The organism is Cellulomonas iranensis NBRC 101100 = JCM 18110 (assembly GCF_001552375.1).
GTDB lineage: Bacteria > Actinomycetota > Actinomycetes > Actinomycetales > Cellulomonadaceae > Cellulomonas > Cellulomonas iranensis.
The window spans coordinates 12,684-33,886 of the sequence record NZ_BCRB01000019.1; the positions used below are offsets into that span (position 1 = coordinate 12,684).

Annotated in this window: 24 protein-coding genes and 4 tRNA genes; 15 read left to right on the forward strand and 13 right to left on the reverse strand. The window is 75.6% G+C overall.

What is annotated here, in order from left to right:
* Positions 1-182: 182 nt before the first annotated feature.
* Entirely contained in the window at positions 183-497 is a 315-nt protein-coding gene (locus tag CS2_RS18780; RefSeq protein ID WP_156442020.1) for a hypothetical protein, read from the reverse strand.
* A gap of 119 nt (positions 498-616) precedes the next feature.
* Here CS2_RS18780 and CS2_RS05940 point away from each other — a divergent pair.
* Positions 617-689: transfer RNA gene (locus CS2_RS05940), tRNA-Lys, on the forward strand.
* Between the two features lie 26 nt (positions 690-715).
* Here CS2_RS05940 and CS2_RS05945 read toward each other — a convergent pair.
* Positions 716-1,522, reverse strand: coding sequence for a hypothetical protein (locus CS2_RS05945; RefSeq protein ID WP_070319285.1), 807 nt, complete (start codon positions 1,520-1,522; stop codon positions 716-718).
* Between the two features lie 206 nt (positions 1,523-1,728).
* Here CS2_RS05945 and CS2_RS05950 point away from each other — a divergent pair, with 206 nt between their 5' ends.
* The 3 genes from CS2_RS05950 (at position 1,729) to CS2_RS05960 (ending at position 4,493) form a co-directional block, all read left to right on the forward strand.
* A complete protein-coding gene (locus CS2_RS05950; protein ID WP_070319286.1) occupies positions 1,729-2,820 on the forward strand; it encodes an NADH:flavin oxidoreductase/NADH oxidase in 1,092 nt (363 codons plus the stop codon).
* Positions 2,821-2,898: 78 nt separating this feature from the next.
* The gene (locus CS2_RS05955; RefSeq protein ID WP_070319287.1) at positions 2,899-3,444 is read left to right on the forward strand and encodes an MOSC domain-containing protein; all 546 of its coding nucleotides are present in this window, start codon (positions 2,899-2,901) and stop codon (positions 3,442-3,444) included.
* Between the two features lie 359 nt (positions 3,445-3,803).
* Positions 3,804-4,493: a YceI family protein gene (locus CS2_RS05960; RefSeq protein ID WP_070319288.1), complete on the forward strand. Its 690-nt coding sequence runs from the start codon at positions 3,804-3,806 to the stop codon at positions 4,491-4,493.
* Between the two features lie 43 nt (positions 4,494-4,536).
* Here the strand turns inward: CS2_RS05960 and CS2_RS05965 are convergent, their stop codons facing one another.
* The gene (locus CS2_RS05965; RefSeq protein WP_082739915.1) at positions 4,537-5,172 is read right to left on the reverse strand and encodes a M15 family metallopeptidase; all 636 of its coding nucleotides are present in this window, start codon (positions 5,170-5,172) and stop codon (positions 4,537-4,539) included.
* Between the two features lie 152 nt (positions 5,173-5,324).
* Here CS2_RS05965 and CS2_RS19315 point away from each other — a divergent pair, with 152 nt between their 5' ends.
* Both CS2_RS19315 and CS2_RS19320 read left to right on the forward strand, forming a co-directional pair.
* Entirely contained in the window at positions 5,325-5,993 is a 669-nt protein-coding gene (locus CS2_RS19315) for a response regulator transcription factor (protein WP_070319289.1), read from the forward strand.
* Positions 5,990-7,099: a sensor histidine kinase gene (locus CS2_RS19320; protein WP_070319290.1), complete on the forward strand. Its 1,110-nt coding sequence runs from the start codon at positions 5,990-5,992 to the stop codon at positions 7,097-7,099. The genes CS2_RS19315 and CS2_RS19320 overlap by 4 nt, the downstream gene beginning before the upstream one ends.
* 67 nt (positions 7,100-7,166) lie before the next feature.
* Here CS2_RS19320 and CS2_RS05980 read toward each other — a convergent pair whose 3' ends face one another.
* The 7 genes from CS2_RS05980 to CS2_RS06010 form a co-directional block, all read right to left on the reverse strand.
* On the reverse strand, positions 7,167-8,276 hold the full coding sequence (locus tag CS2_RS05980) for a VanZ family protein (protein ID WP_070319291.1): 1,110 nt from the start codon (positions 8,274-8,276) through the stop codon (positions 7,167-7,169).
* A 24-nt stretch (positions 8,277-8,300) separates the two neighbouring features.
* A complete protein-coding gene (locus CS2_RS05985) occupies positions 8,301-9,173 on the reverse strand; it encodes a prenyltransferase (RefSeq protein WP_070319292.1) in 873 nt (290 codons plus the stop codon).
* On the reverse strand, positions 9,173-9,535 hold the full coding sequence (locus CS2_RS05990) for a lycopene cyclase domain-containing protein (RefSeq protein WP_070319293.1): 363 nt from the start codon (positions 9,533-9,535) through the stop codon (positions 9,173-9,175). The genes CS2_RS05985 and CS2_RS05990 overlap by 1 nt, the downstream gene beginning before the upstream one ends.
* The gene (locus CS2_RS05995; RefSeq protein ID WP_070319294.1) at positions 9,532-9,927 is read right to left on the reverse strand and encodes a lycopene cyclase domain-containing protein; all 396 of its coding nucleotides are present in this window, start codon (positions 9,925-9,927) and stop codon (positions 9,532-9,534) included. Before CS2_RS05995 ends, CS2_RS05990 begins: the two co-directional genes overlap by 4 nt.
* Positions 9,924-11,609, reverse strand: a complete 1,686-nt coding sequence (gene crtI / locus CS2_RS06000; protein ID WP_082739916.1) for a phytoene desaturase family protein — start codon at positions 11,607-11,609, stop codon at positions 9,924-9,926. Before crtI ends, CS2_RS05995 begins: the two co-directional genes overlap by 4 nt.
* Entirely contained in the window at positions 11,606-12,538 is a 933-nt protein-coding gene (locus CS2_RS06005; RefSeq protein WP_046529143.1) for a phytoene/squalene synthase family protein, read from the reverse strand. Before CS2_RS06005 ends, crtI begins: the two co-directional genes overlap by 4 nt.
* A 71-nt stretch (positions 12,539-12,609) precedes the next feature.
* Complete coding sequence (locus tag CS2_RS06010) at positions 12,610-13,755, reverse strand: polyprenyl synthetase family protein (protein WP_070319295.1); 1,146 nt, start codon at positions 13,753-13,755, stop codon at positions 12,610-12,612.
* A 159-nt stretch (positions 13,756-13,914) separates the two neighbouring features.
* Between CS2_RS06010 and galE the strand changes: the two genes are divergently transcribed.
* Positions 13,915-14,901, forward strand: a complete 987-nt coding sequence (gene galE / locus CS2_RS06015; RefSeq protein WP_070319296.1) for a UDP-glucose 4-epimerase GalE — start codon at positions 13,915-13,917, stop codon at positions 14,899-14,901.
* Between the two features lie 18 nt (positions 14,902-14,919).
* Here galE and CS2_RS06020 read toward each other — a convergent pair whose 3' ends face one another.
* On the reverse strand, positions 14,920-15,825 hold the full coding sequence (locus CS2_RS06020; RefSeq protein ID WP_082739918.1) for an LLM class flavin-dependent oxidoreductase: 906 nt from the start codon (positions 15,823-15,825) through the stop codon (positions 14,920-14,922).
* 108 nt (positions 15,826-15,933) lie between these two features.
* Between CS2_RS06020 and CS2_RS06025 the strand changes: the two genes are divergently transcribed.
* Both CS2_RS06025 and CS2_RS06030 read left to right on the forward strand, forming a co-directional pair.
* The gene (locus tag CS2_RS06025; RefSeq protein ID WP_070319297.1) at positions 15,934-16,887 is read left to right on the forward strand and encodes a LysR family transcriptional regulator; all 954 of its coding nucleotides are present in this window, start codon (positions 15,934-15,936) and stop codon (positions 16,885-16,887) included.
* A gap of 80 nt (positions 16,888-16,967) precedes the next feature.
* On the forward strand, positions 16,968-18,104 hold the full coding sequence (locus CS2_RS06030; protein ID WP_070319298.1) for a S1 family peptidase: 1,137 nt from the start codon (positions 16,968-16,970) through the stop codon (positions 18,102-18,104).
* 66 nt (positions 18,105-18,170) lie between these two features.
* On the opposite strand, the gene CS2_RS06035 is transcribed toward CS2_RS06030, so the two are convergent.
* Positions 18,171-18,515 (reverse strand): metallopeptidase family protein, encoded by a 345-nt coding sequence (locus CS2_RS06035; protein ID WP_070319319.1) that lies wholly within the window; start codon positions 18,513-18,515, stop codon positions 18,171-18,173.
* A 156-nt stretch (positions 18,516-18,671) separates the two neighbouring features.
* On the opposite strand from CS2_RS06035, the gene CS2_RS06040 reads away from it, so the two are divergent.
* The 6 genes from CS2_RS06040 to CS2_RS06065 all read left to right on the forward strand — a co-directional run bounded on the left by CS2_RS06040 (position 18,672) and on the right by CS2_RS06065 (position 20,434).
* Positions 18,672-18,744 (forward strand) — tRNA-Glu (locus CS2_RS06040).
* Positions 18,745-18,798: 54 nt separating this feature from the next.
* A tRNA-Asp gene (locus CS2_RS06045) sits at positions 18,799-18,872 on the forward strand.
* A gap of 39 nt (positions 18,873-18,911) precedes the next feature.
* Positions 18,912-18,984: transfer RNA gene (locus tag CS2_RS06050), tRNA-Phe, on the forward strand.
* A 156-nt stretch (positions 18,985-19,140) separates the two neighbouring features.
* Positions 19,141-19,572 (forward strand): phage holin family protein, encoded by a 432-nt coding sequence (locus CS2_RS06055; RefSeq protein ID WP_070319299.1) that lies wholly within the window; start codon positions 19,141-19,143, stop codon positions 19,570-19,572.
* Positions 19,573-19,715: 143 nt separating this feature from the next.
* On the forward strand, positions 19,716-20,150 hold the full coding sequence (locus tag CS2_RS06060) for a phage holin family protein (protein WP_070319300.1): 435 nt from the start codon (positions 19,716-19,718) through the stop codon (positions 20,148-20,150).
* The gene (locus CS2_RS06065) at positions 20,147-20,434 is read left to right on the forward strand and encodes a DUF3618 domain-containing protein (protein ID WP_070319301.1); all 288 of its coding nucleotides are present in this window, start codon (positions 20,147-20,149) and stop codon (positions 20,432-20,434) included. The genes CS2_RS06060 and CS2_RS06065 overlap by 4 nt, the downstream gene beginning before the upstream one ends.
* Positions 20,435-20,632: 198 nt before the next feature.
* Here CS2_RS06065 and CS2_RS06070 read toward each other — a convergent pair whose 3' ends face one another.
* Positions 20,633-20,914 (reverse strand): BldC family transcriptional regulator, encoded by a 282-nt coding sequence (locus CS2_RS06070; RefSeq protein ID WP_370297485.1) that lies wholly within the window; start codon positions 20,912-20,914, stop codon positions 20,633-20,635.
* Positions 20,915-21,203 lie beyond the last annotated feature (289 nt).

Here is a 21,203-nt window from a genome sequence, read left to right on the forward strand (position 1 = left end):
GGCCACCACACCGGCGACACCTCGATCCCCTGCGGACGCGGGTGATGGCTGGGCGCCGCAGGGACCACGACGCTGGCTACGTCCTTGACCGAATCGACACGATCCTCGGACAGGCCAGTCTCCGCGAGCATCGCTTCGACAGGCTACGCGGCGACCCGGGCGGGACAGGCCGGAGTGCGCACCTACCGGTCGACGCGTACTGGCCTGGCCTTGCGCTGGTCGTCGAGGTCTACGAGCGACAGCACGATCACCCCGTCGCCCACTTCGACAAACTCGAACGCCTCACGGTCAGCGGCGTACACCGAGGAGAGCAGCGCCGCCTCTACGACCAGCGGCGCAGGTCCGCCATCCCCGCCAACGGCCTGACGCTCCTGGTCGTCCGCACGTCGCAACTCGCTGTCGACCGCCGAGGTCGCCTCCTTCGGGATGCCGAGGCCGACAGCGTGCCGCTCAGCACTCTCGTGGGCGACGCACTTACCGACCCGGGCCGCGTTCACGAAAGCCCGCCGGTCTGACGACGACGCCGCGTACCCTGGGTGCGCGGGCCTGCACGGCTGACCAGGGGTTCTGTCTCGAGTTCTCTCGAGCCTTGTCTCAGTGAATTAGTGCTTGTCTCGGGCCTCTAGCTCAACTGGCAGAGCAGCGGACTTTTAATCCGCGGGTTGTGGGTTCGATCCCCACGGGGCCCACCCACGGCGTGACCACTGTGCGGGACCTACAGGTCGTCCCCCGGCAACGGCACCCGCACCCGCAGGGCCCGCTCCCGCGTCTGCCGGGCCGCTGCCATGAGCGGCTGCACGGGCAGCCCGACCCGCACCCGAGCCGCGTCGTCCGGCCGAGCCGGGTCGTAGAGCGCCTGCGCGGGCACCGCGAACGCCTGGCGGGGCACGACGGTCCGCACCGTGTGCCGCACGCCCTGGGCGTCGTCGAAGTGCAGGGTGCCGAGCACACGGCCCTGCTCGTCGGTGTCGTAGCCGGTGACGCGCGCCCACGCGGCGCGGCGCCCCGCAAGGCGCGCGAGGGTCCCGACGCGGCGCACGTGCCTCACGAGAGCGACGACGGTCGCGACGGTCGCGAGCGCGAGCAGCACCCCGTCGATGATCACAGGCACGCGCACGGCCCCGGCGGTGACCAGCCCCTCGGCGACCGCTCCGCGCCACCCGACCAGCAGCGCCGACGTCGCCACCACCAGGGCCGCGGCCGGCGCGACCCACCGCACGACCCCCGCACCGAGCAGGGCGCCGAGCACGACCGCCATGCCGCCGAGCGACGGCGCCGCCCCGGCGAAGTCGTTCGTCGCGCACGACCCGCCGCCGCAGTCCCACCGCACGAGGCTCGCCTCGTGCGCGCCGAGCCGCAGCATCCACCAGCCGAGCGCGAGCAGCGCGACCGCCGCGAGAGCCAGGGCGGTGCGGCGCTCGGGGCGGGGTGCGAGGGCCCGCGCGAGCGCGGCGTCCTCGGCGTCGAGGCCGGTGGGCTGCTGGCGGGGGTGCCCGGCGGACCGGGCGAGCGTGCTGGTCACACCCCCATCCTGCCAACCGCACGCGACGTCGGGCGCACGCGGGCGCGCCCGGTCCCCCGCGCGCCGAGCGGGTGGCGCCCGCGCAGCCGCACGTCGCTCGGTCCCGTCCGGCGCACCTTCATCACCGGACGTACGCTCGCTCCCGGACCGCCCCGACCCTCGGGCCCGACGGCCCCGACCCCGCCCCTCCCCCGGAAGGCACCCGCATGTCCGCGCTGTTCTCCCCGCTGTCGATCCGTGGCACGACGTTCGCGCACCGCGTGTGGATGGCGCCGATGTGCCAGTACTCGGCGGCCGCCGACGGGCCGGACGCGGGTGCGCCGAACGCGTGGCACGTGCAGCACTACGGCTCGCGCGCGGTGGGCGGGGTCGCGCACGTGATCGTCGAGGCGACGGCGGTGACGGCGGACGGCCGCATCAGCCCGTTCGACCTGGGCCTGTGGGACGACGCGCAGGTCGCGGCGCACCGCACGGTGACCGACCTGGTGCACGCGCAGGGTGTGGTCGCGGGCGTGCAGCTCGCGCACGCGGGCCGCAAGGCCAGCACCGACGCACCGTGGCGCGGTGGCAGCCCGCTCGCGGACGGTGCGGGCGGCTGGCCCGTCGTCGGCCCGAGCGCGGTGCCGTTCAGCGACGCGCACCCGGCGCCGCACGCGCTGACCGTCGAGGAGGTCGCGGACGTCGTGGCGGCGTTCGCGGACGCCGCGCGCCGTGCGGTCGCGGCGGGGTACGACGTGGTCGAGGTGCACGCCGCCCACGGGTACCTGCTGCACCAGTTCTGCTCGCCGGACTCGAACGTGCGCGACGACGCGTACGGCGGCTCGTTCGAGAACCGCACGCGCCTGGTGCGCGAGGTCGTCACGGCGGTGCGCGCCGCGGTGCCGGACATGATGCCCGTGCTCGTGCGGGTGTCCGCGACGGACTGGGTCGAGCCGGCCGGCTGGACGGGCGACGACACGGTGCGCCTCGCGCGGGACCTCGCACCGCTGGGCGTCGACATGGTGCACGTGTCGTCGGGCGGCAACCTGCCGCACGTGCGCATCCCCACGGGTCCGGCGTACCAGGTGCCGCTCGCGGCGCGCGTGCGCGCCGAGGCGGGCGTGCCGACGGTCGCCGTGGGGCTCATCACGGACCCGCAGGACGCCGAGCGGGTCGTGGCCGACGGGTCCGCCGACGCGGTCGCGCTGGGCCGCCCGCTGCTCGCCGACCCGGCGTGGCCGCACCGCGCCGCCGCCGCCCTCGGCGCCGACCTCGCTCTCGCCCCGCAGTACGAGCGCGCCCGCTCCTTCCTCGCCTGAGCACGCGCCTGAGTCCTCGCCCGACCCGTGACGGGCCCCGGCTGCGGGCCACCCGCTGTCGCCGCCTACCCTGGCTCCGTGGCCTCGATCCTCGCCGTGTGCGTCGTGCACGCCCTCCGTCCCGACTCCGGCCCGGTGGGCGTCACCGCGATCGACAAGCGCCCGGTCGACGGCCCGGTGAAGGTGGGCCCGCTGGGGCTGTACGCGGACGTGCAGGCGGACCGCAAGCACCACGGCGGCGAGGCGCAGGCCGTGTACGCGTACGGCCAGGACGACGCCGACCACTGGGCGGCCGCGCTGGGCCGCGACCTGCCGCCGGGCTGGTTCGGCGAGAACCTGCGCGTCGCGGGCCTGGACCCGAACGCGGCGCGCGTCGGCGAGCGGTGGCACGTCGGCGACCGCGTCGTGCTCGAGGTGACGGGACCGCGGACGCCGTGCTCGACGTTCGCGCGCTGGGTCGGCGGCGACGACGAGCGCGGCTGGGTCAAGCGGTTCGCGCAGGAGCGCCGCGTGGGTGCGTACCTGCGCGTGGTGCAGCGGGGGCAGGTGCGGGCGGGCGACGCGGTGGTCGTCGAGCCGGGCCCCGCCGACGCCCCGACGGTGCGGGACCTCCTGCACGTCTGACGGCCTGCGGGCGTCGCCCGTCCGCCGTCACCCGCCCCGCGGATCGCACGCCCGTCAGCACGTGCCGTCCCACCCCTCGACCGGCGGCGCCTCCGACACCCGCCCGTCCGCGCCGACACTCCGCACGACACACCGTCGTGCGCACCCCTCGTGCGGGTGAAACGTTCCGGATGCCCTGGTTCGCACCCGCCGAATGGTTGAATCTTCTCTCATCGCCGTGCGTACCGAGCGCACGTCTCCGACGGTGGAGAGGCCGGCGGCACGCCCGCCGGCGAGCGCAGCAGCCGACGACGCCCGCCCCTCGCGTCGCGCGCCCGCGCGGCCACGGGCCGGGCCGGACGACGTGGGGACGAGGACGCATGAGCGACACGACGCAGGCCACGCAGCGACCCGTGCGCGCGTGGCAGGGCCTGGAGATCCCCGCCCCGGGCGCGTACGAGCTCGACGAGGCGCACAAGCGCGTCGGGTTCGTCGCGCAGCACATGATGGTCAGCCCGGTGCGCGGCGAGTTCGCGCGCGCGGCGGCCACCGTCGTGGTCGGCGACGACCCGCTCACGTCGTCGGTGCGCGCGATCATCGCGACCGAGAGCCTGACCACGCACCACGACGACCGCGACGCGCACCTCAAGGGCGAGGACTTCCTCGACGTCACGCGCTTCCCCACGATCGAGTTCCGCAGCACGGGCGTCACGTGGCAGGGCCAGCAGGACGCGATCCTCCAGTGGGCGCGGCTGCGCAACCGCAACGCCGACCGGCAGCGCGTCTCGGCCGACACGATCGAGCGCGCCGACCGGCACCGCTCGCGGTTCGACGTCACGGGCGACCTGCGCATCCGCGACGTGACGCGCTCGGTCACGCTGCGCATGGACTTCGGCGGCGCGCGGCGCGACCCGTACGGGCGCGACCTCTTCGGGTTCCACGCGACCACCGAGATCGACCGCGAGGACTTCGGCCTCGTGTGGAACGTCGCGCTCGAGACCGGCGGCTGGCTCGTGGGCCGCACGGTCCGCATCGAGATCGCGGGCGAGGCGATCCGCCAGACCGTCTGACGCCGGCGCGAGCCGGGACGCCGCACCGCCCACGAGCCCCCGCTCAGCTCGACCCGTCGGCCTTCGCCGGCGGGCACTCGCCCCCGGGCTCGGTGACGAGCTCGAAGTGCCACATCTCGTTGGCGTACGTCGTGCACAGGCCGTAGCGCGTGCCGTGCTGGGCGAGCCAGCTGTCGGCGTCGGTGTAGCCGATGTCCACGGCGTCGCCCGTGACGTGGCGCGACAGATCGGGCGTGCTGACCCACTTGCGGGCCTCCTCGAGGCTGCCGCGGGTCCGCACCGCCTCGTCCAGCAGGTGCTGCTGGTAGTGCGCGCTGCGCCAGCCCGACGTCACGACCATCTCGACGCCGCGCGCCCCGGCGTCGGTCGTCGCCTGCTCGACCGCGGCGCGCAGCGCGGGGTCGAGGTTCGCGATCGCGGGCAGGTGCGTGTCGAAGATCGTCACGCCGTCGCCGCGGTCGATGACGCCGTCCTCGACGCCGGGCTCCCGGTCGGGGTCGAGGTCGAGGTCGGGCTGCGGTGCGTCCCCCGCGGCGGACGGCACGCCGCCCCCGGGGGCTCCCGACGCGGCCGAGCCCAGCAGGCCCGCGCCCGTGAGGGCCCACGTGACCGCCACGACCACGACGACCACGGTCCCGACGAGCACGAGCGCACGCCGCCGACGAGTGGGGGTGTCCATGTGTCTTTCCTCTCCGCACCGCCCTGGTCCGGGGGTGCGGACCGACTCCACCAGCGGGGACGTTGCGCGGACGTCACGCCGGCAGCACACGTTTCCGCAACACGGCCCGGCCTACGCTCGAGGTCCGGGACGACGACCACGAGGGGGACGCGATGCGGGTGCTGGTCGTCGAGGACGAGCCGTTCCTCGCCGAGGCGCTGCAGGCGGGGCTGCGGCTCGAGGCGATCGCGGCGGACGTCGCGCTCGACGGCGACGACGCGCTCGAGCGGATCGCGGTGAACGACTACGACGTCGTGGTCCTGGACCGCGACCTGCCCGGCACGCACGGCGACGACGTGTGCCGCGTCGTCGCGCGCGACCACCCCGGCACGCGCGTCCTCATGCTCACGGCGGCGACGCGCCTGCAGGACAAGGTCGGCGGCTTCCGCCTGGGCGCCGACGACTACCTCACCAAGCCGTTCGAGCTCGCCGAGCTCGTGGTGCGGCTGCACGCGCTCGCGCGTCGGCCCGCGGCCGCGGCGCCGCCCGTGCTCGAGCACGCGGACCTGCGGCTCGACCCGTTCCGCCGCGAGGTGTACCGCGCGGGACGGTACGTGCGGCTCACGCGCAAGCAGTTCGCGGTCCTGCACCTGCTCATGCAGGCCGACGGGGGCGTGGTCAGCGCCGAGACGCTGCTGGAGAAGGCGTGGGACGAGCACGCCGACCCCCTGACGACGGCGCCGCGCGTCACCGTCTCGACGCTGCGCAAGGCGCTGGGCGACCCCGACCTCATCACGACGGTGCCCGGTGCCGGGTACCGCCTGGGCGGGGTGGACGCGTGACCGGCGCGCCGCCGCCCGTGCGGGTCAGCGCGCGGCTGCGGCTCGCGCTGAGCTACGCGCTGTTCCTCGTCGCGGCGGGCGCGATCCTGCTGCTCGGTGTGTACGTCGTGCTGCGCTACGTGCCGGACTACCCGCTCACGGCCGCGAACCCGCGCGACTCGGGCGGCACGGTCGTCGCGACCCGCGGCGAGATCCTGCAGGCCGTCGTCGGCGTGTCGGGGTTCGCGCTCGCGGCGCTCGCGATCGTCGGGATGGTGGGCGGCTGGCTGCTCGCGGGGTGGGTGCTGCGACCGCTGCAGCGCATCACGGAGGCCGTCCGCGTCGCCGCCGGCGACCGCGGCCACCGGGTCGCGCTGGGCGGCCGCAACGACGAGTTCCGGCAGGTCGCCGACGCGGTCGACCACATGCTCGACGAGCTGCACGCGGCCTACGAGGTGCAGGAGCGCTTCGCGGCGAACGCGTCGCACGAGCTGCGCACGCCGCTGGCCGTGACGGCGACGATGCTCGAGGTCGCCGCACGCGACCCCGAGGGCCAGGACTACCCGGTGCTGGTCGAGCGGCTGCGCGTGACGAACGCGCGCGCGATCACGCTCACCGAGGCGCTGCTGCGGCTCGCGGACGCGCAGGCCGTGGGCGCGCGCGCCGACGTCGTGGACCTCGCCACGCTGGTCCGCGCGTCGCTCGCGGAGAACGCCGACGAGGCCGCGCGGCGCGGCGTCACGGTGACGACGGCGCTCGCGCCGGCGCGGGTGGTGGGCGACCCGAGCCTGCTGGCGCAGCTCGTGACCAACCTCGTCCAGAACGCGCTGCGGCACAGCGGGACGGACGGACGCGCGCACCTCACGACGACGACCGACCCGGCCGACCGCACCGCCGTGCTCGCCGTCGGGACGACCGGCGCGGTGTTCACCCCCGAGGCCGCGGCGCGCCTCGTCGAGCCGTTCCTGCGCGGCGCGGGGCGTCTGGCGCGCGGCGCGGGCGGCCACGGGCTCGGGCTGGCGCTCGTGGACCGCATCGTCACGACGCACGACGGCACTCTCGACATCACGCCGCGCGCGGCCGGCGGGCTCGACGTCCGGGTCGCGCTCCCCGCCGCACGCCCCTGAACCGCCGAGGGGGACAGCACGGGGAGACACCGCGAGGAGTCTCCCCGACCCCGCCCGGCCCGTGCCGTCAGCCGCGCACGTCCACGACGTCGGCACCCGTCAGCGTCCCCGACAGCCCGCGCCGCCCGCGCGTGAACGGCACCGCGAGCACGGCGGCGACCACGAGCAGCGTCGCGAGCAGCCCGGCGAGCGAGCCGACCGGCTCGGGGACGCCGGGCACGTCGGCGAGCCCGTCGAGCACCCACCACGCCCCGCCGACGACGCCGGCCCGCGCGACCCGCTGCGCGAGGCCGCCGACGCGCCCCGCCCACCGCGGCCCCAGCCACACGACGCGCTGACCCCACGACGCGCCGTCGCCCACGAACGGCGGCACCACGAACACCGCGACCCACGGCACGGCGAGCCCGAGCACGGCCTCGACGCCGGGCCGGGACCCGGGCTCCTGCCCCGCGACGGCCTCGCCGACGCGCCACAGCGTCAGCAGCACCGTGGCGAGCGTGGTGGCGAGCGCCCAGTCGAGCAGCATGCCGGTCCAGCGCCGCCACACCGTGACGGGTCGGGGCTGCCGACGAGCGACCTCGAGCGCCTGCACGCTGGGGACGACGCGCAGCACGAGCGGTGCGACGAGCGCTCCGAGCAGCGCGCCGAGGGTGTTCATGAGCACGTCGTCGACGTCCGCGACGCGGTACGAGCACGGGATGATCCCGAAGATCCCCGTGTACTGCGTGGTCTCGATCAGCACCGACGCCGCGAGCCCGCTGAGGGTCGCGACGAGCACGCCGCGGCGCAGCAGCGCGCGCACCGCCACGCCCCACGGCACGAACAGCACGACGTTGAGCACGACCTGCAGCACCGCGGCCGACAGCAGCGTCGCGCGCACGCCGAGGCCGGCGGTGTCGGTGCGGATGTCGGCGAGGAACCCGAGGGGTCGCAGGTTGTGGCCCGCCGCGTGCTGCGCGCACCACTGCGCGAGGTCGCCCGTGGGCAGCGGCAGCAGCGTGTACGCGGCGAGCCCGACGGCGTACGTCGTGACCGCGGCGACCAGCAGCACGCGCCGCCCCGACAGCCGGCCGTAGCGGCGGTACTGCCACGCGACGACCGGCAGGAAGATCGCCGCGAACAGCAGCGTCCCGCCGATGACCCCCACGTACGCCGGCCACGTCCACGCGTCGCGCACGCGGTCCTCCGTCCCGTCCGGCGGCTACGCGCCGAGCGCGACCGCGATGAGCAGCATCGTCACGAGGAACCCCGTGAGCAGGTTGAGCCAGAGGAACGTACGCCAGCCCACGTTGGCCCGCTCGCACGTCTCGTCGGTCACCCGCCGGAACCGCCACGTGCTCACGGCGTACGGCAGCGGCAGCAGCGCGGCGAGCACGCCGGGCCACGGCAGCGCGAGCAGCAGCAGCGCCGCGAGGACGTACGCGCCGGTCGCGGCGAGCACCGTGGGGCGCGCGCCGAGGACGGTCGCGACCGACCCGATGCCGCCCGCGCGGTCGGCCTGCACGTCCTGCACGGCGCCGAACGCGTGCGAGGCCATGCCCCACAGCAGGAACGCGACGAGCACGGGCCACGTGGTGCGCGCGGTCAGGTCCGCGCCGGCCAGCACCAGGGCGTACAGCAGCGGTCCGACGAAGTGCACGGACGACGACAGCGAGTCCAGGACGGGCCGCTCCTTGAACCGCAGCCGCGGCGCCGAGTACGCGACGACGTCGAGCAGCACGACGAGCAGCACGACGCCCGCGAGCGGCGACCCGAGCGCGAGCAGCCACACCACGAACGGCACGGTCGTCAGCAGGCAGGCCCACAGGATCCGGCGGTGCACGGCACGCGCCCGCTCGGGTGCGACCAGCCCGCCCTCGATGCCGCCCTTGCGGGGGTTGGCCAGGTCGGACGCGTAGTCGAACACGTCGTTGATCCCGTACATCAGCAGGTTGTACGGGATCAGGAAGAACAGCGTCCCGACGACGAGCCGGACGTCGACCAGCCCACCGGTGACCATGAGCCACCCGGCGGCGAACGGGTAGGCGGTGTTGACCCAGGAGAACGGCCGCGAGGCCGCGAGCACCTCGCGCATCAGCCGGCGACCTCATCGTCGAGCCCCGAGGGTGCCGCCGGCCCCGTCGCGGCCGCGCGGGCGTGCGACGACGTGCGCGGCGAGCGCCCGAGCACCACCCACAGGACGGGCACGAACACCGCGGCGGCGATCGCGTACGCGAAGTCCTCGAGCGGCGCGCCCCAGACGTACACGCCGAGGATCTTGTCGGTCGCGTACTCGTACAGGCCGACGTCGATCATGATCGTGTCGAACACCATCGTCAGCAGGCACACGTGCACGCTCGCCCACAGCAGCGGCCACCCGCGCATCCGCCGCAGCACGGGCCACGACACGGCCGTGAGCGCCACGAGCACCAGCACGTTCATGACGATGTTGGTCACGCGGCACCCCCCGCGTCGTCGGGACGCCCGGAGCGGCCTGCGTCGTCGGTCGCCGCGAGCGCGCGCCGCCCGGCCTCCCGCTGCGCGGCCGTGACGTCGAACCACCGCCACAGCAGCAGGCCCACGTAGCACAGCAGCGTGAGGAAGAACGCCTCCTCGAGCGGCAGCTCGGGCGCGAGCAGCACGCCGGTCATGTGCGGCGAGTCCCCGCGCGCGAAGATGCCGAGCGCGAGCCCCGCGAGGTCCCACAGCAGGAACCCGACGACGCCCAGCCCGACGGTCCACGCCGAGCGCCGGGCGTCGTACCAGAACGCGAGCCGGAACCGCCGGTCGAGCAGCGCGAGCCCGCCCAGCGAGACCGCGAGCGCGCCGAGGTAGGCGAACCCGATCACGCGCGCACCCCGCCCCGGCGGACGTCGTCACGGCCCGCGGCGACGCGCGACCACAGGCCGCGCGGCAGGCCCGCACCCAGGTAGCCGGGGCGCAGCGGTGCGGGCAGCGGGCGGCCGGACGTCTCGCCCAGCAGTCGCTTGGCGACGAGCTCGGCGCCGATGAGCACCATCGGCAGCCCGACGCCGGGCACGGTGCCGCCGCCGACGTGCAGCAGGTTCGGCACGCGGTGCGACGCGACGCCGGGCCGGAACATCGCCGACTGGCGCAGCGTGTGCTCCATGCCGAGCGCGGTGCCGCGCCACGCGGACATGTCGCGCGCGAAGTCCGCGGGCCCGACGACCCGGCGCAGCACGGTGCGCTCGCGCAGGTCACTGATCCCCGCCCACGACGCGAGCTGGTCGAGGTACCGGTCGGCGTGCGCGTCGAGCTCGCCGGGACGCGTGCCGATCGCCGGGTCGGCGGGGAACGGCACGAGCACGAAGAGGTTCTCGTGGCCCGCGGGGGCGGCGGTCGGGTCCGACGCGGTCGTGCGCGACACGTACAGCGACGCGACGTCGGGCACGTGCAGCCCCGACGGCGGCGTCGAGCGGCCGGGCCCGAGGATCGCGTCGAAGTTGCCCGGCCAGTCGCGCGTGAAGAACAGCGAGTGGTGCGCGAGCTCGGGCAGCTCGCCGCGCACGCCCGCCATGACGAGCAGCGCCGAGATCCCGGGGCCGCGGCGGTCCCACACGTCGGCGGGCAGGTCGGCGTGGGCGGGGTCGAGCAGCGCGGTCTCGGTGTGGTGCCGGTCGGCCGCGGACACGACGACGTCGGCCGCCAGCCGGGTGCCGTCGGCCAGCAGCACGGCGCGCGCGGTGCCCCGGCGGCGCGGCTCGCGCGGCGTGCGGGGCGCGTCCTCGACCTCGATGCCGACGACGTCGGCACCCGTGCGCACGTCCACGCCCTCCTCGACCGCGACCTTCTCGAGCGCCTCGACGAGCGTGTACATGCCACCGCGGGGGTAGTAGACGCCCTCGCCGAGGTCGAGGTGGCTCATGAGGGAGTACAGCGCGGGCACCCGGTAGGGCGAGGACCCGAGGAACACGGCGTGGTAGCCGAGCACCTGCCGCAGCACGGGGTGCTCGACCGTGCGCGCGATCCGGGCGGCGAGCGGTTCGGTGAGCAGCCGCGCGAGCGTGCCGGAACGCCGCACCACGTCGGTCGACAGCGCGCGGTCGGGGCGCTCGAACGTCGTGTACAGGAAGTGGTCGAGCGCGGTGCGGTAGGCGTCGCCCGCGTCGTCGACGTAGCGCCGGATCGCGGCCCCCGCACCCGGCTCGAGCGCGTCGAACGTCGCGGCGTTCGCCACGGGGTCCGCGACCACCTCGAACGGGTCGACGCCCTGCCCGGGCTCGGGGAACAGCCGGTACGCGGGGTCGAGCCGCTGCAGCTCGACGTGGTCCGCGAGGTCGCGGCCGAGCAGCGCGAACGTGTGCTCGAACACCTCGGGCATGAACCACCAGGACGGCCCGGTGTCGAACCGGAACCCGTCCTGCTCCCACGTGCCGGCGCGGCCGCCGAGGCGGTCGTGCCGCTCCAGCAGCGTGACCTGCGCGCCGCCCCGGGCCAGCAGCGCGGCGGTCGCGAGTCCGCCGACGCCCCCGCCGACCACGACGACGTGCACGGGCGCGTGCGCGCTCACCGGGCCACCGCCCGTCGCACGCGCCGCACCGGGCCCGCCTGCCGCACGCGGTCGCCCGCCTCGTCGGCCAGCACGCCCCCGACGGCGCGGGCGACGACGAGCGCCTTGACCGGGCCGGGCACGCGCACGCGCCGCTCGCGCAGCACCTCGACCGGCGTGGCGGCGAGGTCGGCCAGCAGCCGGTCGTACAGGCCGGTGGTCGCTGCCACGGCGCACCGGGCGCGGGTCGGCAGCAGCGGCAGCGCGGCGCGCGCCCGCGCCAGGTCCCCCGCGATCTCGTCGAGCACGGCCCGCACGTCGTCCTCCGTCAGGTGCGCCGGGTCGACGCCCGGCAGGTAGGCGCGGCCCAGGTCGCCGGAGTCGGCGGCGAGGTCCCGCAGGAAGTTGATCTTCTGGAACGCGGCGCCGAGCGCGCGCGCACCGGCCACCGCCTCGGGCGCGGGGTCGACGCGCGGGTCGCCGGGGCGGCGTTCCGCGTCGAGGAACACGCGCAGGCACATGACGCCCACCACCTCGGCGGACCCGTAGACGTACCGCTCGTAGCTCTCGCGGTCGTGCGTGCGGACCGTGAGGTCGGCGCGCATCGACGCGAAGAACGGGTCGATCTCGGCGTGGCCGATGCCGGTGCGGCGCGCGGTGCGCGCGAACGCGTGCACGACGACGTTCGTCGAGTAGCCGGTGCGCAGCGCGCGGGCGACCTGCTCCTCGAGCTCGTCGAGCTCGGCGCCGGCGTCGGGGCCGCGGTAGGTGTCGACGACCTCGTCCGCGAGGCGCACGAGCGCGTAGACCGCCTCGATGTCGCGCCGCGCGCGGCCGCCGAGCAGCCGCGTGCCCAGCCCGAAGGAGGTGGAGTAGGCGCGCAGCACCACGGCGCTCGCCCGTGTCGCGGTCGTGTCGTACAGGACCTGGCCGGTGGGGGCCGTGCGCATGTCGTGCGTCCTCGTCTCGGGGCGGGTCGTGCGGGTGGTGCGGTCCTGCTGCTGCGGCGGGGCTGTCGGGCTCAGCGCTCGCGCCCGGCCAGGTCGTCGACCACGCCGTGCAGGTACGTGGCCAGCGGTTCCGGCAGGGTCGTGGCGAGCGTACGCGCGATGTCGGCGTGGCGGGCGGCCGACGTGCGGACGGCCTCGACGGCACCGGTCGCGTGCAGCACGGCGCGCACGGCGTCGGCGCCGTCGGCGTCGAGGTCCGGGCGTCCGACGTGCGCGTCGAGCACCGCGGTCTGGGCGGCGTCGGCACGCCGGTACGCGATCCGCAGGAGCTCGGTGCGCTTGCCCTCGCGCAGGTCGGAGAGCACGGACTTGCCGGTGACCGCGGGGTCGCCGACCGCGCCGAGCTCGTCGTCGACGAGCTGGTAGGCGACGCCGAGCGCGGTGCCGACGTCGGCGAGCACGGCCCGCGCACCGGGCGCGGCGCCGGCCAGCACGGCGCCGGACTCGAGCGGCACGCGGAACGAGTACACCGCGGTCTTGAGCTCGGCGACGAGGAGCGCGTCGACGTCGGCGGGCGCCGCGAGCGCGCCCCGCACGTCGAGCAGCTCGCCGCCGACGGTCGTGCCGACGCCGTCGGCCAGCAGGCGCAGCAGCTCGGGCAGGGCGCCGGGTGCGGCGGGGGCGGCGCCGGCGAGCAGGCCGAACGCCTGCGCGAGCGCGGCGTCGCCGGCCAGCAGCGCACCGGCCGCGGCCTGCTGCCCGGCCACCGCGGGTCCGTGACCTTGCGCGGCGACGCGGGCGCGCGTGCGCCCGGCGACGTTCGCGCGACCGCGGCGCACCTCGTCGTGGTCGAGCAGGTCGTCGTGCACGAGCATCGCGGTGTGCAGCAGCTCGTGCGCGGCGGCGAGGTGCGCGGCGGCGCCGACGTCGGTGCCGCCGAGGCCGAGGTAGGCGGCGGCCGCGAGCCGGGGACGCATGAGCTTGCCGCCGAGCACGGCGTCGAGGTCGCCCCACAGCTCGCCGCACGCGGGGTCCTCGGCGGCGGCGCGCGTGCGCTGGGACGCGAGGACGTCGCGCAGCAGGTGCTCGGCCGCGACGGTCACGTGCTCGACGCCGTGGGCGAGGAGCGCCCCGTGCGCTCCCCCCTGGGCAGCGGCGTCGTCGTCGGGGAGGATCGGGTGACCGGCGCTGCACCGGTGGACGTCGCCCTGGCTCACGTGCTCCCCTCCCTGCCGTCCCGCCTGCGGAATCCTCAGCGTACTGAGCATCGTCCACGGCGCCACCGGAAGACCGGGAGGATCCGGACGCTCGACGACGATGTCGGAAGTTGTTCGAATCTGTTGCCTTGTGTTCGATCGGGTCGGTATGCTCGCGGCATGACATGGCTGGTGACGGGCGGGGCCGGGTACATCGGGGCGCACGTGGTGCGCGCGTTCCAGGACGCGGTGCGCGACACGGGGGACGCCACGCTCTCCCCCGTCGTGCTCGACGACCTCTCGAGCGGGCACGCCGAGTTCGTGCCCGCGGGCGTGCCGCTCGTGCGCGCGTCCGTCGTCGACACCGCGGCCGTGCGCGCGGCGCTCGTCGAGCACGCCGTCACGGGCGTCGTGCACCTCGCGGGCTTCAAGTACGCCGGCGTCTCCGTGCAGCGACCGCTGCACACGTACGAGCAGAACGTCACCGGCACCGCGCACCTGCTGGCCGCGATGGCCGACGCGGGCGTCGGGCAGATCGTGTTCTCGTCGTCGGCGGCGGTCTACGGCACGCCCGACGTCGACGTCGTCACCGAGACGACCGCCACCGCCCCCGAGTCCCCCTACGGCGAGTCCAAGCTGATCGGCGAGTGGCTGCTGCGCGACCAGGGCGTCGCCACCGGGCTGCGCCACACCTCGCTGCGGTACTTCAACGTCGTCGGCTCGGGCTCCCCCGACCTCCACGACTCGTCCCCGCACAACCTCTTCCCGCTCGTGCTCGACGCGATCACCGCCGGCCGCACGCCCCGCGTGAACGGCGACGACTACCCGACGCCCGACGGCACGTGCGTGCGCGACTACGTGCACGTCGCCGACCTCGCCGTCTCGCACGTCGCGGCCGCCCGTGCGCTCGCCGCCGACCGGCCGCTCGAGCGCGTCTACAACCTCGGCTCGGGCGACGGCCTGTCGGTCGCCCAGATCATGACGACCGTCGCACGGGTCACCGGCGTCGACTTCACGCCCGAGGTCGGGCCGCGCCGGCCGGGCGACCCCGCGCGCATCGTCGCGTCGGGCGAGGCGGCGGCGCGCGACCTCGACTGGGTCATGCGCCACACGCCCGAGCAGATGGTCGCGAGCGCCTGGGACGCGCACCGCCGCGCCCGGGGCTGAGCGGCCCGGACACCCCGGTCAGCGCGGCGCGGGCTCGAGCGCCTGCAGGCGCGGCAGCTCGGCCGCGAGGCGCTCGAGCTCGCGCTCGTCGCCCGCGTAGACGCCCGACGGCCGCGGCCAGTGCAGCACGACGTCGCCGAACCCGAGGGCCGCCGCACGCTCGACGCCCTCGACCGCGAGCGCGGCCGACGTCAACGAGAACCGCGGCGCGCCGTCGAGGCTCAGCCAGCGACCCACGGGGCGCCCGTCCGCGACCTGGTCGAACGCGTCGACCATGCGCGCGAGGCCGCCCCACCAGGACTCCTGCGCGGCCGTCTCGTCGACGCCGTCCCCGACGCCCGTGCCCGGTCCGTACGTCGCCCAGCCCTGCCCGTACCGGGCCGCGAGCGCCATGGTCCGCGGGCCGTTGGCGGCGACGACGAATGGTGTGCGCGGCCGCGCGATCGTGCCGGGCAGCATGCGCGCCGCGTGCGCCTCGTAGAACGCGCCGACGTGCTCGGTCACGGGCTGCGTGAGGAGCGCGTCGAGGACCTCGAGGAACTCGGCGAAGCGGCGCGTGCGCTCGCCGCGGGTCGGCGCAGGGCCGAGCACGCCGGCGTCCCAGCCTTCGCCGCCCGCGCCGACGCCCAGCACGAACCGCCCGCCCGACACGTCGTCGAGCCCCATGACGTCCTTGGCGAAGGGCACGGGGTGGCGGAAGTTCGGCGACGCGACCCACGTGCCGAGCCCGATCCGCTCGGTGACGGCCGCGGCCGCGGCGAGCAGCGGGACCGTCGCGAACCACGGCTCGTCGGCGAGGTCGCGCCACGCGAGGTGGTCGTACGTCCACGCGTGGTCGAAGCCCATCTGCTCGACGCGCCGCCAGCGCTCGCGCTGCACGGACCACCGCTCCTGCGGCAGCAGGACCACCCCGACTCGCACCATGCGGCCACGCTAGCCGGGCCGCGGCACGCTCCGTGGTGTCACGGTCACCGACCCCGGCATGACAGCCGCCCGTGACAGACACCGTCACGCGCCCGTAGGCTCGGGCGCATGGACCTCGAGGTCCGGCACCTGCGCACCGTCGCCACGGTCGCCTCCCTCGGCAGCATCACGAAGGCCGCCGCGGCGCTCGGGATCGCGCAGCCGGCACTGAGCGCTCAGCTCTCCCGCATCGACCGCGCGCTCGGCGGACCCGTCTTCGTGCGGGACCACCGCGGCGTGCGCCCGACCCCCCTGGGCATGCTCGTGCTCGACCGCGCGAGCACGCTGCTGCCGGCGGTCGACGCGCTCCTGCAGGACGCACGACGCGTCGCGTCGGGCGACCCGGCGCCGACGCTGCGCGTGACGTCCGCGGGCTCGGCGCTCGCGGGCCGGTTCGTCGCGCGGCTCGCGCGCGGGGGTGCGACGCCGCCGACGCTGCGCGCGGCAGGAGAGTGCTGCCGCGCCGCCGACGAGCTCTCCGCCGGCGCGCACGACGTGGTGCTGGCCGGGATGTGCGGGGACGCGCTGCCGCCGGGGACGCCGGGCGTGCACTGGCGGCTGGTCGGGACGGACGCGGTGCACGTGCTCGTGCGCGACGACCACGCGTGCGGCGACGAGGCGGACCTCGCCGAGCTCGCGGGCGAGCGCTGGGTCAAGGGCGCCGGTGACAGCTGCTTCGCGGCGTGCTTCCTGCGGGCGTGCGCACGGGCGGGCTTCGCGCCGCCGACGCCGAGCGAGTGCGACCGTGCGACGGGTCTCGAGCTCGTGCGCGCCGGGGCCGCGGTGGCCCTCGCGCAGCCCTTCGGCGCCCTGCCGCAGGGGGTCCGCCCGGTCGCGCTGCGGGGCGCGCCGTTGACGTGGTCGACGTGGCTGGGCGTGCACGACGACGCCCCCGAGGGTCTGCGCACGCGTCTGCTGGCGGCGGCACGGGACGCGCGTCGCGACGAGCTGGCGGGCCTCGCCGCGCGTCGTCGCGACGGCTCCGAGACGGCTGCCGGGCGCGACGCACGCCCGGCGGTATGACCCAAGAGTGATGTCCGCCTCGACGGGAGTCACTGCCTAGTGTGACTGTCACGGTCACCACCGACTCGAGAGGCAGCCCCATGAGCACACCCGCACGCACCCGCCGCGCCGCGGCGGTCGGCGCCGCCGCGCTGGCACTCCTCCTCGCCCCGCTGGTCGCACCCGCGACGGCCGCGCCGCAACCGGGCGCGGCCCCCTCCGCCGACCTGCCCGCGGGCATGGTCGACGCGCTCGAGCGGGACCTCGGCGTCCCGCGGGCCGAGGCGTCGCAGCGCCTGTCGTTCCAGGCCGACGCCGCCACCAAGGTCCGCACGCTCACGCAGGCGCTCGGCACGTCGTACGCCGGCTCGTGGGTCGACCCCGCCGCCGGCACCGTGCACGTCGCCACGACCACGCCCGACAAGGTGCGCGGCCCCATGGCGTCCGGCGTCACCACCGTCGCCGTGGACCGCACGCTCGCCGACCTCGAGGGGCTCGGCGCACGCCTCGACGCCGCCGGCCTGCCCGCCGACGTCGCGACCTGGTACGTCGACGTCACCACCAACAAGGTCGTCGTCGAGGCCGTGGGCGCGTCCACCGACGCGGCGGCCGGGCTCGTCGCCGCGGCGGGCGTCCCCGCCGACGCCGTCACCCTCACCACCTCGCCCGACGCGCCGTCGACGTTCGCCGACGTCATCGGCGGCAACGCGTACTACATCAACCAGACGTCGCGCTGCTCGGTCGGGTTCGCCGTGCAGGGCGGCTTCGTCACCGCGGGGCACTGCGGACGCACGGGCGCGACGACCACGTCGCCCAGCGGCACGTTCCGCGGCTCGTCGTTCCCGGGCAACGACTACGCGTGGGTCCAGGTCGGGTCGGGCGACACCCCCCGCGGCCTGGTCAACAACTACGCGGGCGGCACCGTGCGGGTCACCGGGTCGCAGCAGGCCGCGGTCGGCGCGTACGTCTGCCGGTCGGGCAGCACGACGGGCTGGCGCTGCGGCACCGTGCAGGCCTACAACGCGTCGGTCCGCTACGCCGAGGGCACCGTCTCGGGCCTCATCCGCACCAACGTCTGCGCCGAGCGCGGCGACTCGGGCGGCTCGCTCGTCGCGGGCACGCAGGCCCAGGGCGTCACGTCGGGCGGGTCGGGCAGCTGCAGCACCGGCGGGACGACGTATTTCCAGCCGGTCAACGAGATCCTCCAGGCGTACGGCCTGCGGCTGCTCACCAGCTGACGGACGCGCGCGGGCGGGGGCGGTCGTGGAGGGCGACCGCCCCCGCCCCCTCACGTGCGGCGCGGCTCAGCCCCACCCGAGCGCGTGCAGCCGGTCGTCGTCGATCCCGAAGTGGTGCGCGACCTCGTGCACCACCGTGATCGCAACCTCCTCGACGACCTCGTCACGGTCCTCGCAGATCGCGAGCGTCGGGTTGCGGTAGACGAAGATCCGGTCCGGCAGCGACCCCGCGGCCCAGAACTCGCCGCGCGCGGTGAGCGGGGTGCCCTCGTAGAGACCGAGCAGGTCGGGGTCGTCGGCCGGGGCGTCGTCCTCGACGAGCACGACGACGTTGTCCATCATCGCGGCGAGCTCCTCCGGGATCTCGTCCAGCGCGTCGCGCACCGCGTCCTCGAACTCCTCGCGCGTCATCTCGACCACGGGACCATCCTGCCTGGTCACGCGCGCGCCGGCGGGGTGCGCCGGCGTCCGTGACGCAGGGCACGAGGATCGTTTTTGGCGTTCGGCCGCAGACCCCGTATGGTTATCACCGGTCTTCCGACGCCTCGACGTTCGGGGCGGACACCCGCCCTCATCGTCTAGCGGCCTAGGACCCCGCCCTTTCACGGCGGTAGCACGGGTTCGAATCCCGTTGGGGGTACGAGCAGTGCAGCAGGATCAGCAGGAAGCTTCACGACGGCCTCGGTCGTCACGAGGCCCCGTAGCGCAGTTGGTTAGCGCGCCGCCCTGTCACGGCGGAGGTCGCGGGTTCAAGTCCCGTCGGGGTCGCTGCGAGGGCCGACCGAGAGGTCGGCTCCCTCGTATCGAGGCTCTGTAGCTCAGTTGGTAGAGCGTTCGACTGAAAATCGAAAGGTCACCGGATCGACGCCGGTCGGAGCCACACCACACCGAAGACCCCCGGGCGGAAGCCCGGGGGTCTTCGCGTTCCCGGCCCACCTCACCCGCTCGCGCCCAGCCTCGGGCCGATCGTCCCGACCGCGCGCGCCACCTGCGCGCCTAGCGTGGGAGCCACCGACCCACCGACCGAGGACACCCCGTGACCGCCACGAGCGAGCGACCCCGCACACGACTCTTCGACCGCATCACCGACCCGTTCTCCGAGCGCACGCGCGACAGGATCGTGCGCGCCGAGGACAAGGTCCGGGCCGCCGTCCAGCACGAGCTCGACGCCGTGAGCCGCAGCGTGCGGACGCGCGCCGTGCAGATCCGCCCGTCGGCCATCGCGTTCGCGGCGGCCGCCCTGCTGACGGCGCTGGGGGTCGCGCTGCTCGCCTTCGCGGGCGTCGTGGCGCTGGCCCAGGTGGTGCCGCTGTGGCTGTCCGCGCTGCTGGTCGGGGCCGCGCTGGTGCTGCTCGCGGCCGGCGCCGCCGCGTGGGGCCGTGCGATGCTGCCCGCCGGCCCCAGCCTCATCCCCGTGCCGCCGAGCACCCACCCGGCCGAGGAGCAGGTGCACCCCTGGGCCGACTGAGCCCCGCCCGACCCCCCGCGTGCGCCCCGCCCGCGGGCCGCACGGCACGCCGGCACGCGGGCTGGCCTCGCGCGAAGCCGGGTGGACCAGCAGACTGAAGACCTTCGGCAGCACCCGTCCCCGCAGGTGAGGAAGGTCCTCGAATGGCAACGCACTCCGGATGGGCGACCGACGCCCGCCCCGACGAGCCCCAGGACCCCCGGTCGCTGGGTCAGCTCGTCGCCGACCTCAGCGAGCAGGCGGCACGCCTGGTGCGGGCCGAGATCGACCTCGCCAAGGCGGAGCTCGCGTCGAAGGCCAAGCAGGTCGGCATCGGCGCGGGCCTGCTCGTGGGCGCGGGCGTGCTCGGCCTGTACACGCTGTCGGCGTTCATCGCGACGGCCATCATCGGCCTCGCGAACGCCGTCCCGGCGTGGCTCGCCGCGCTCATCGTGTCGGTCGTGCTGCTCCTGGTCACGGCCGTGCTCGCGCTGCTCGGCGTGCGCCACCTCAAGCAGGGCACGCCGCCCGTGCCGGACCGTGCGATCGAGAACGTCCAGCAGGACGTCGAGGCCGTCAAGAAGGGGTTCCAGCAGTGAGCACCGAGGACACGACGCCCACCCCGCACATCGCCGCGCTCGAGGCCGAGGTCACGCTGTCGCGCGAGCAGCTGGCCGCGACGGTCGACGCGCTGGTCGACCGCGTCCACCCTGCACGGCAGGCCGAGCGCGCCAAGGCCCGCGGCCGCCGCCTGTGGTTCGACGCCACCGACCCCGCGGCGCTCCCCGAGGACCGGGACCACGCACGGAAGGTGCTCGTGGTCGCCGGCGTCGTGGTCGCGCTCGTGGTGGCCGGGGTCGTGCGCAAGGTCGTCCGCGACTGACGCACGCTCGACGACGGGCGCCCGCCGGCACGACGACGGCCGCGTCCCGGCCCTCGGTGGATCCGCGGGTCGGGACGCGGCCGTCGCGCTGCCTGCTGTCCCGGCGGGCGCCTACGGCGTCCGCAGGACGCCCGCCGTCCGCACGCACTCCCCCACGGTGCGCGTCGGCCCGGACGGGCGTCTGGTGGTGCTGCGCCCTCAGGCGTCGGTGCCGCGAGGCTGCGGCACGCCGTTGAGCAGGTCCCGCACCTCGGACTCGCGGTAGCGGCGGTGGCCGCCGAGGGTGCGGATGGACGACAGCTTGCCGGACTTGGCCCAGCGCGTGACCGTCTTGGGGTCGACTCGGAAGAGCGTCGCGACCTCGGACGGTGTCAAGAGGGCCTCGGTCTCTGACGAGTGGGTGGACACGGTTCTACCTCCTTGCTCGTGACCCGGCGATGGAGCTTCAGGCCGGATCCGGGACTGCCCGGTCGGGCACATCGGTCGTCACACGAATCTGACACATCGGGCACTCCGGGACACCTCGGCTTCGTCCGGGAGGCCGGTGAGACGAGCTCCTCGACCGCCCCGGGCGTCGCCACGTCGCTGGAGCGCCGTCCGTGGCACGACCCTAAACCCCCGCGAACCCGGACACATCTGGGCGACCTCCGCCACCCGAATCGCCCGTTCGTGTGACGTCCGTCTCGGCGACGAGGGCGCCCGCGGAGCACCAGGCACGAGCCGCAGCGTGCTGACCAGCGTGAACATCACCCTCCCACGACCCAACCAT

Bases quoted from the DNA above. Each gene is read 5' to 3' on its own strand.
- CS2_RS05950 (WP_070319286.1), top strand. From the start codon at position 1,729: ATGTCCGCGCTGTTCTCCCCGCTGTCGATCCGTGGCACGACGTTCGCG.
- CS2_RS05960 (WP_070319288.1), top strand. From the start codon at position 3,804: ATGAGCGACACGACGCAGGCCACGCAGCGACCCGTGCGCGCGTGGCAG.
- CS2_RS05965 (WP_082739915.1), bottom strand. From the start codon at position 5,172: ATGGACACCCCCACTCGTCGGCGGCGTGCGCTCGTGCTCGTCGGGACC.
- CS2_RS19315 (WP_070319289.1), top strand. From the start codon at position 5,325: ATGCGGGTGCTGGTCGTCGAGGACGAGCCGTTCCTCGCCGAGGCGCTG.
- CS2_RS05985 (WP_070319292.1), bottom strand. From the start codon at position 9,173: ATGCGCGAGGTGCTCGCGGCCTCGCGGCCGTTCTCCTGGGTCAACACC.
- CS2_RS06005 (WP_046529143.1), bottom strand. From the start codon at position 12,538: ATGCGCACGGCCCCCACCGGCCAGGTCCTGTACGACACGACCGCGACA.
- galE (WP_070319296.1), top strand. From the start codon at position 13,915: ATGACATGGCTGGTGACGGGCGGGGCCGGGTACATCGGGGCGCACGTG.
- CS2_RS06020 (WP_082739918.1), bottom strand. From the start codon at position 15,825: ATGGTGCGAGTCGGGGTGGTCCTGCTGCCGCAGGAGCGGTGGTCCGTG.
- CS2_RS06025 (WP_070319297.1), top strand. From the start codon at position 15,934: ATGGACCTCGAGGTCCGGCACCTGCGCACCGTCGCCACGGTCGCCTCC.
- CS2_RS06030 (WP_070319298.1), top strand. From the start codon at position 16,968: ATGAGCACACCCGCACGCACCCGCCGCGCCGCGGCGGTCGGCGCCGCC.
- CS2_RS06035 (WP_070319319.1), bottom strand. From the start codon at position 18,515: ATGACGCGCGAGGAGTTCGAGGACGCGGTGCGCGACGCGCTGGACGAG.
- CS2_RS06060 (WP_070319300.1), top strand. From the start codon at position 19,716: ATGGCAACGCACTCCGGATGGGCGACCGACGCCCGCCCCGACGAGCCC.
- CS2_RS06070 (WP_370297485.1), bottom strand. From the start codon at position 20,914: ATGTGCCCGACCGGGCAGTCCCGGATCCGGCCTGAAGCTCCATCGCCG.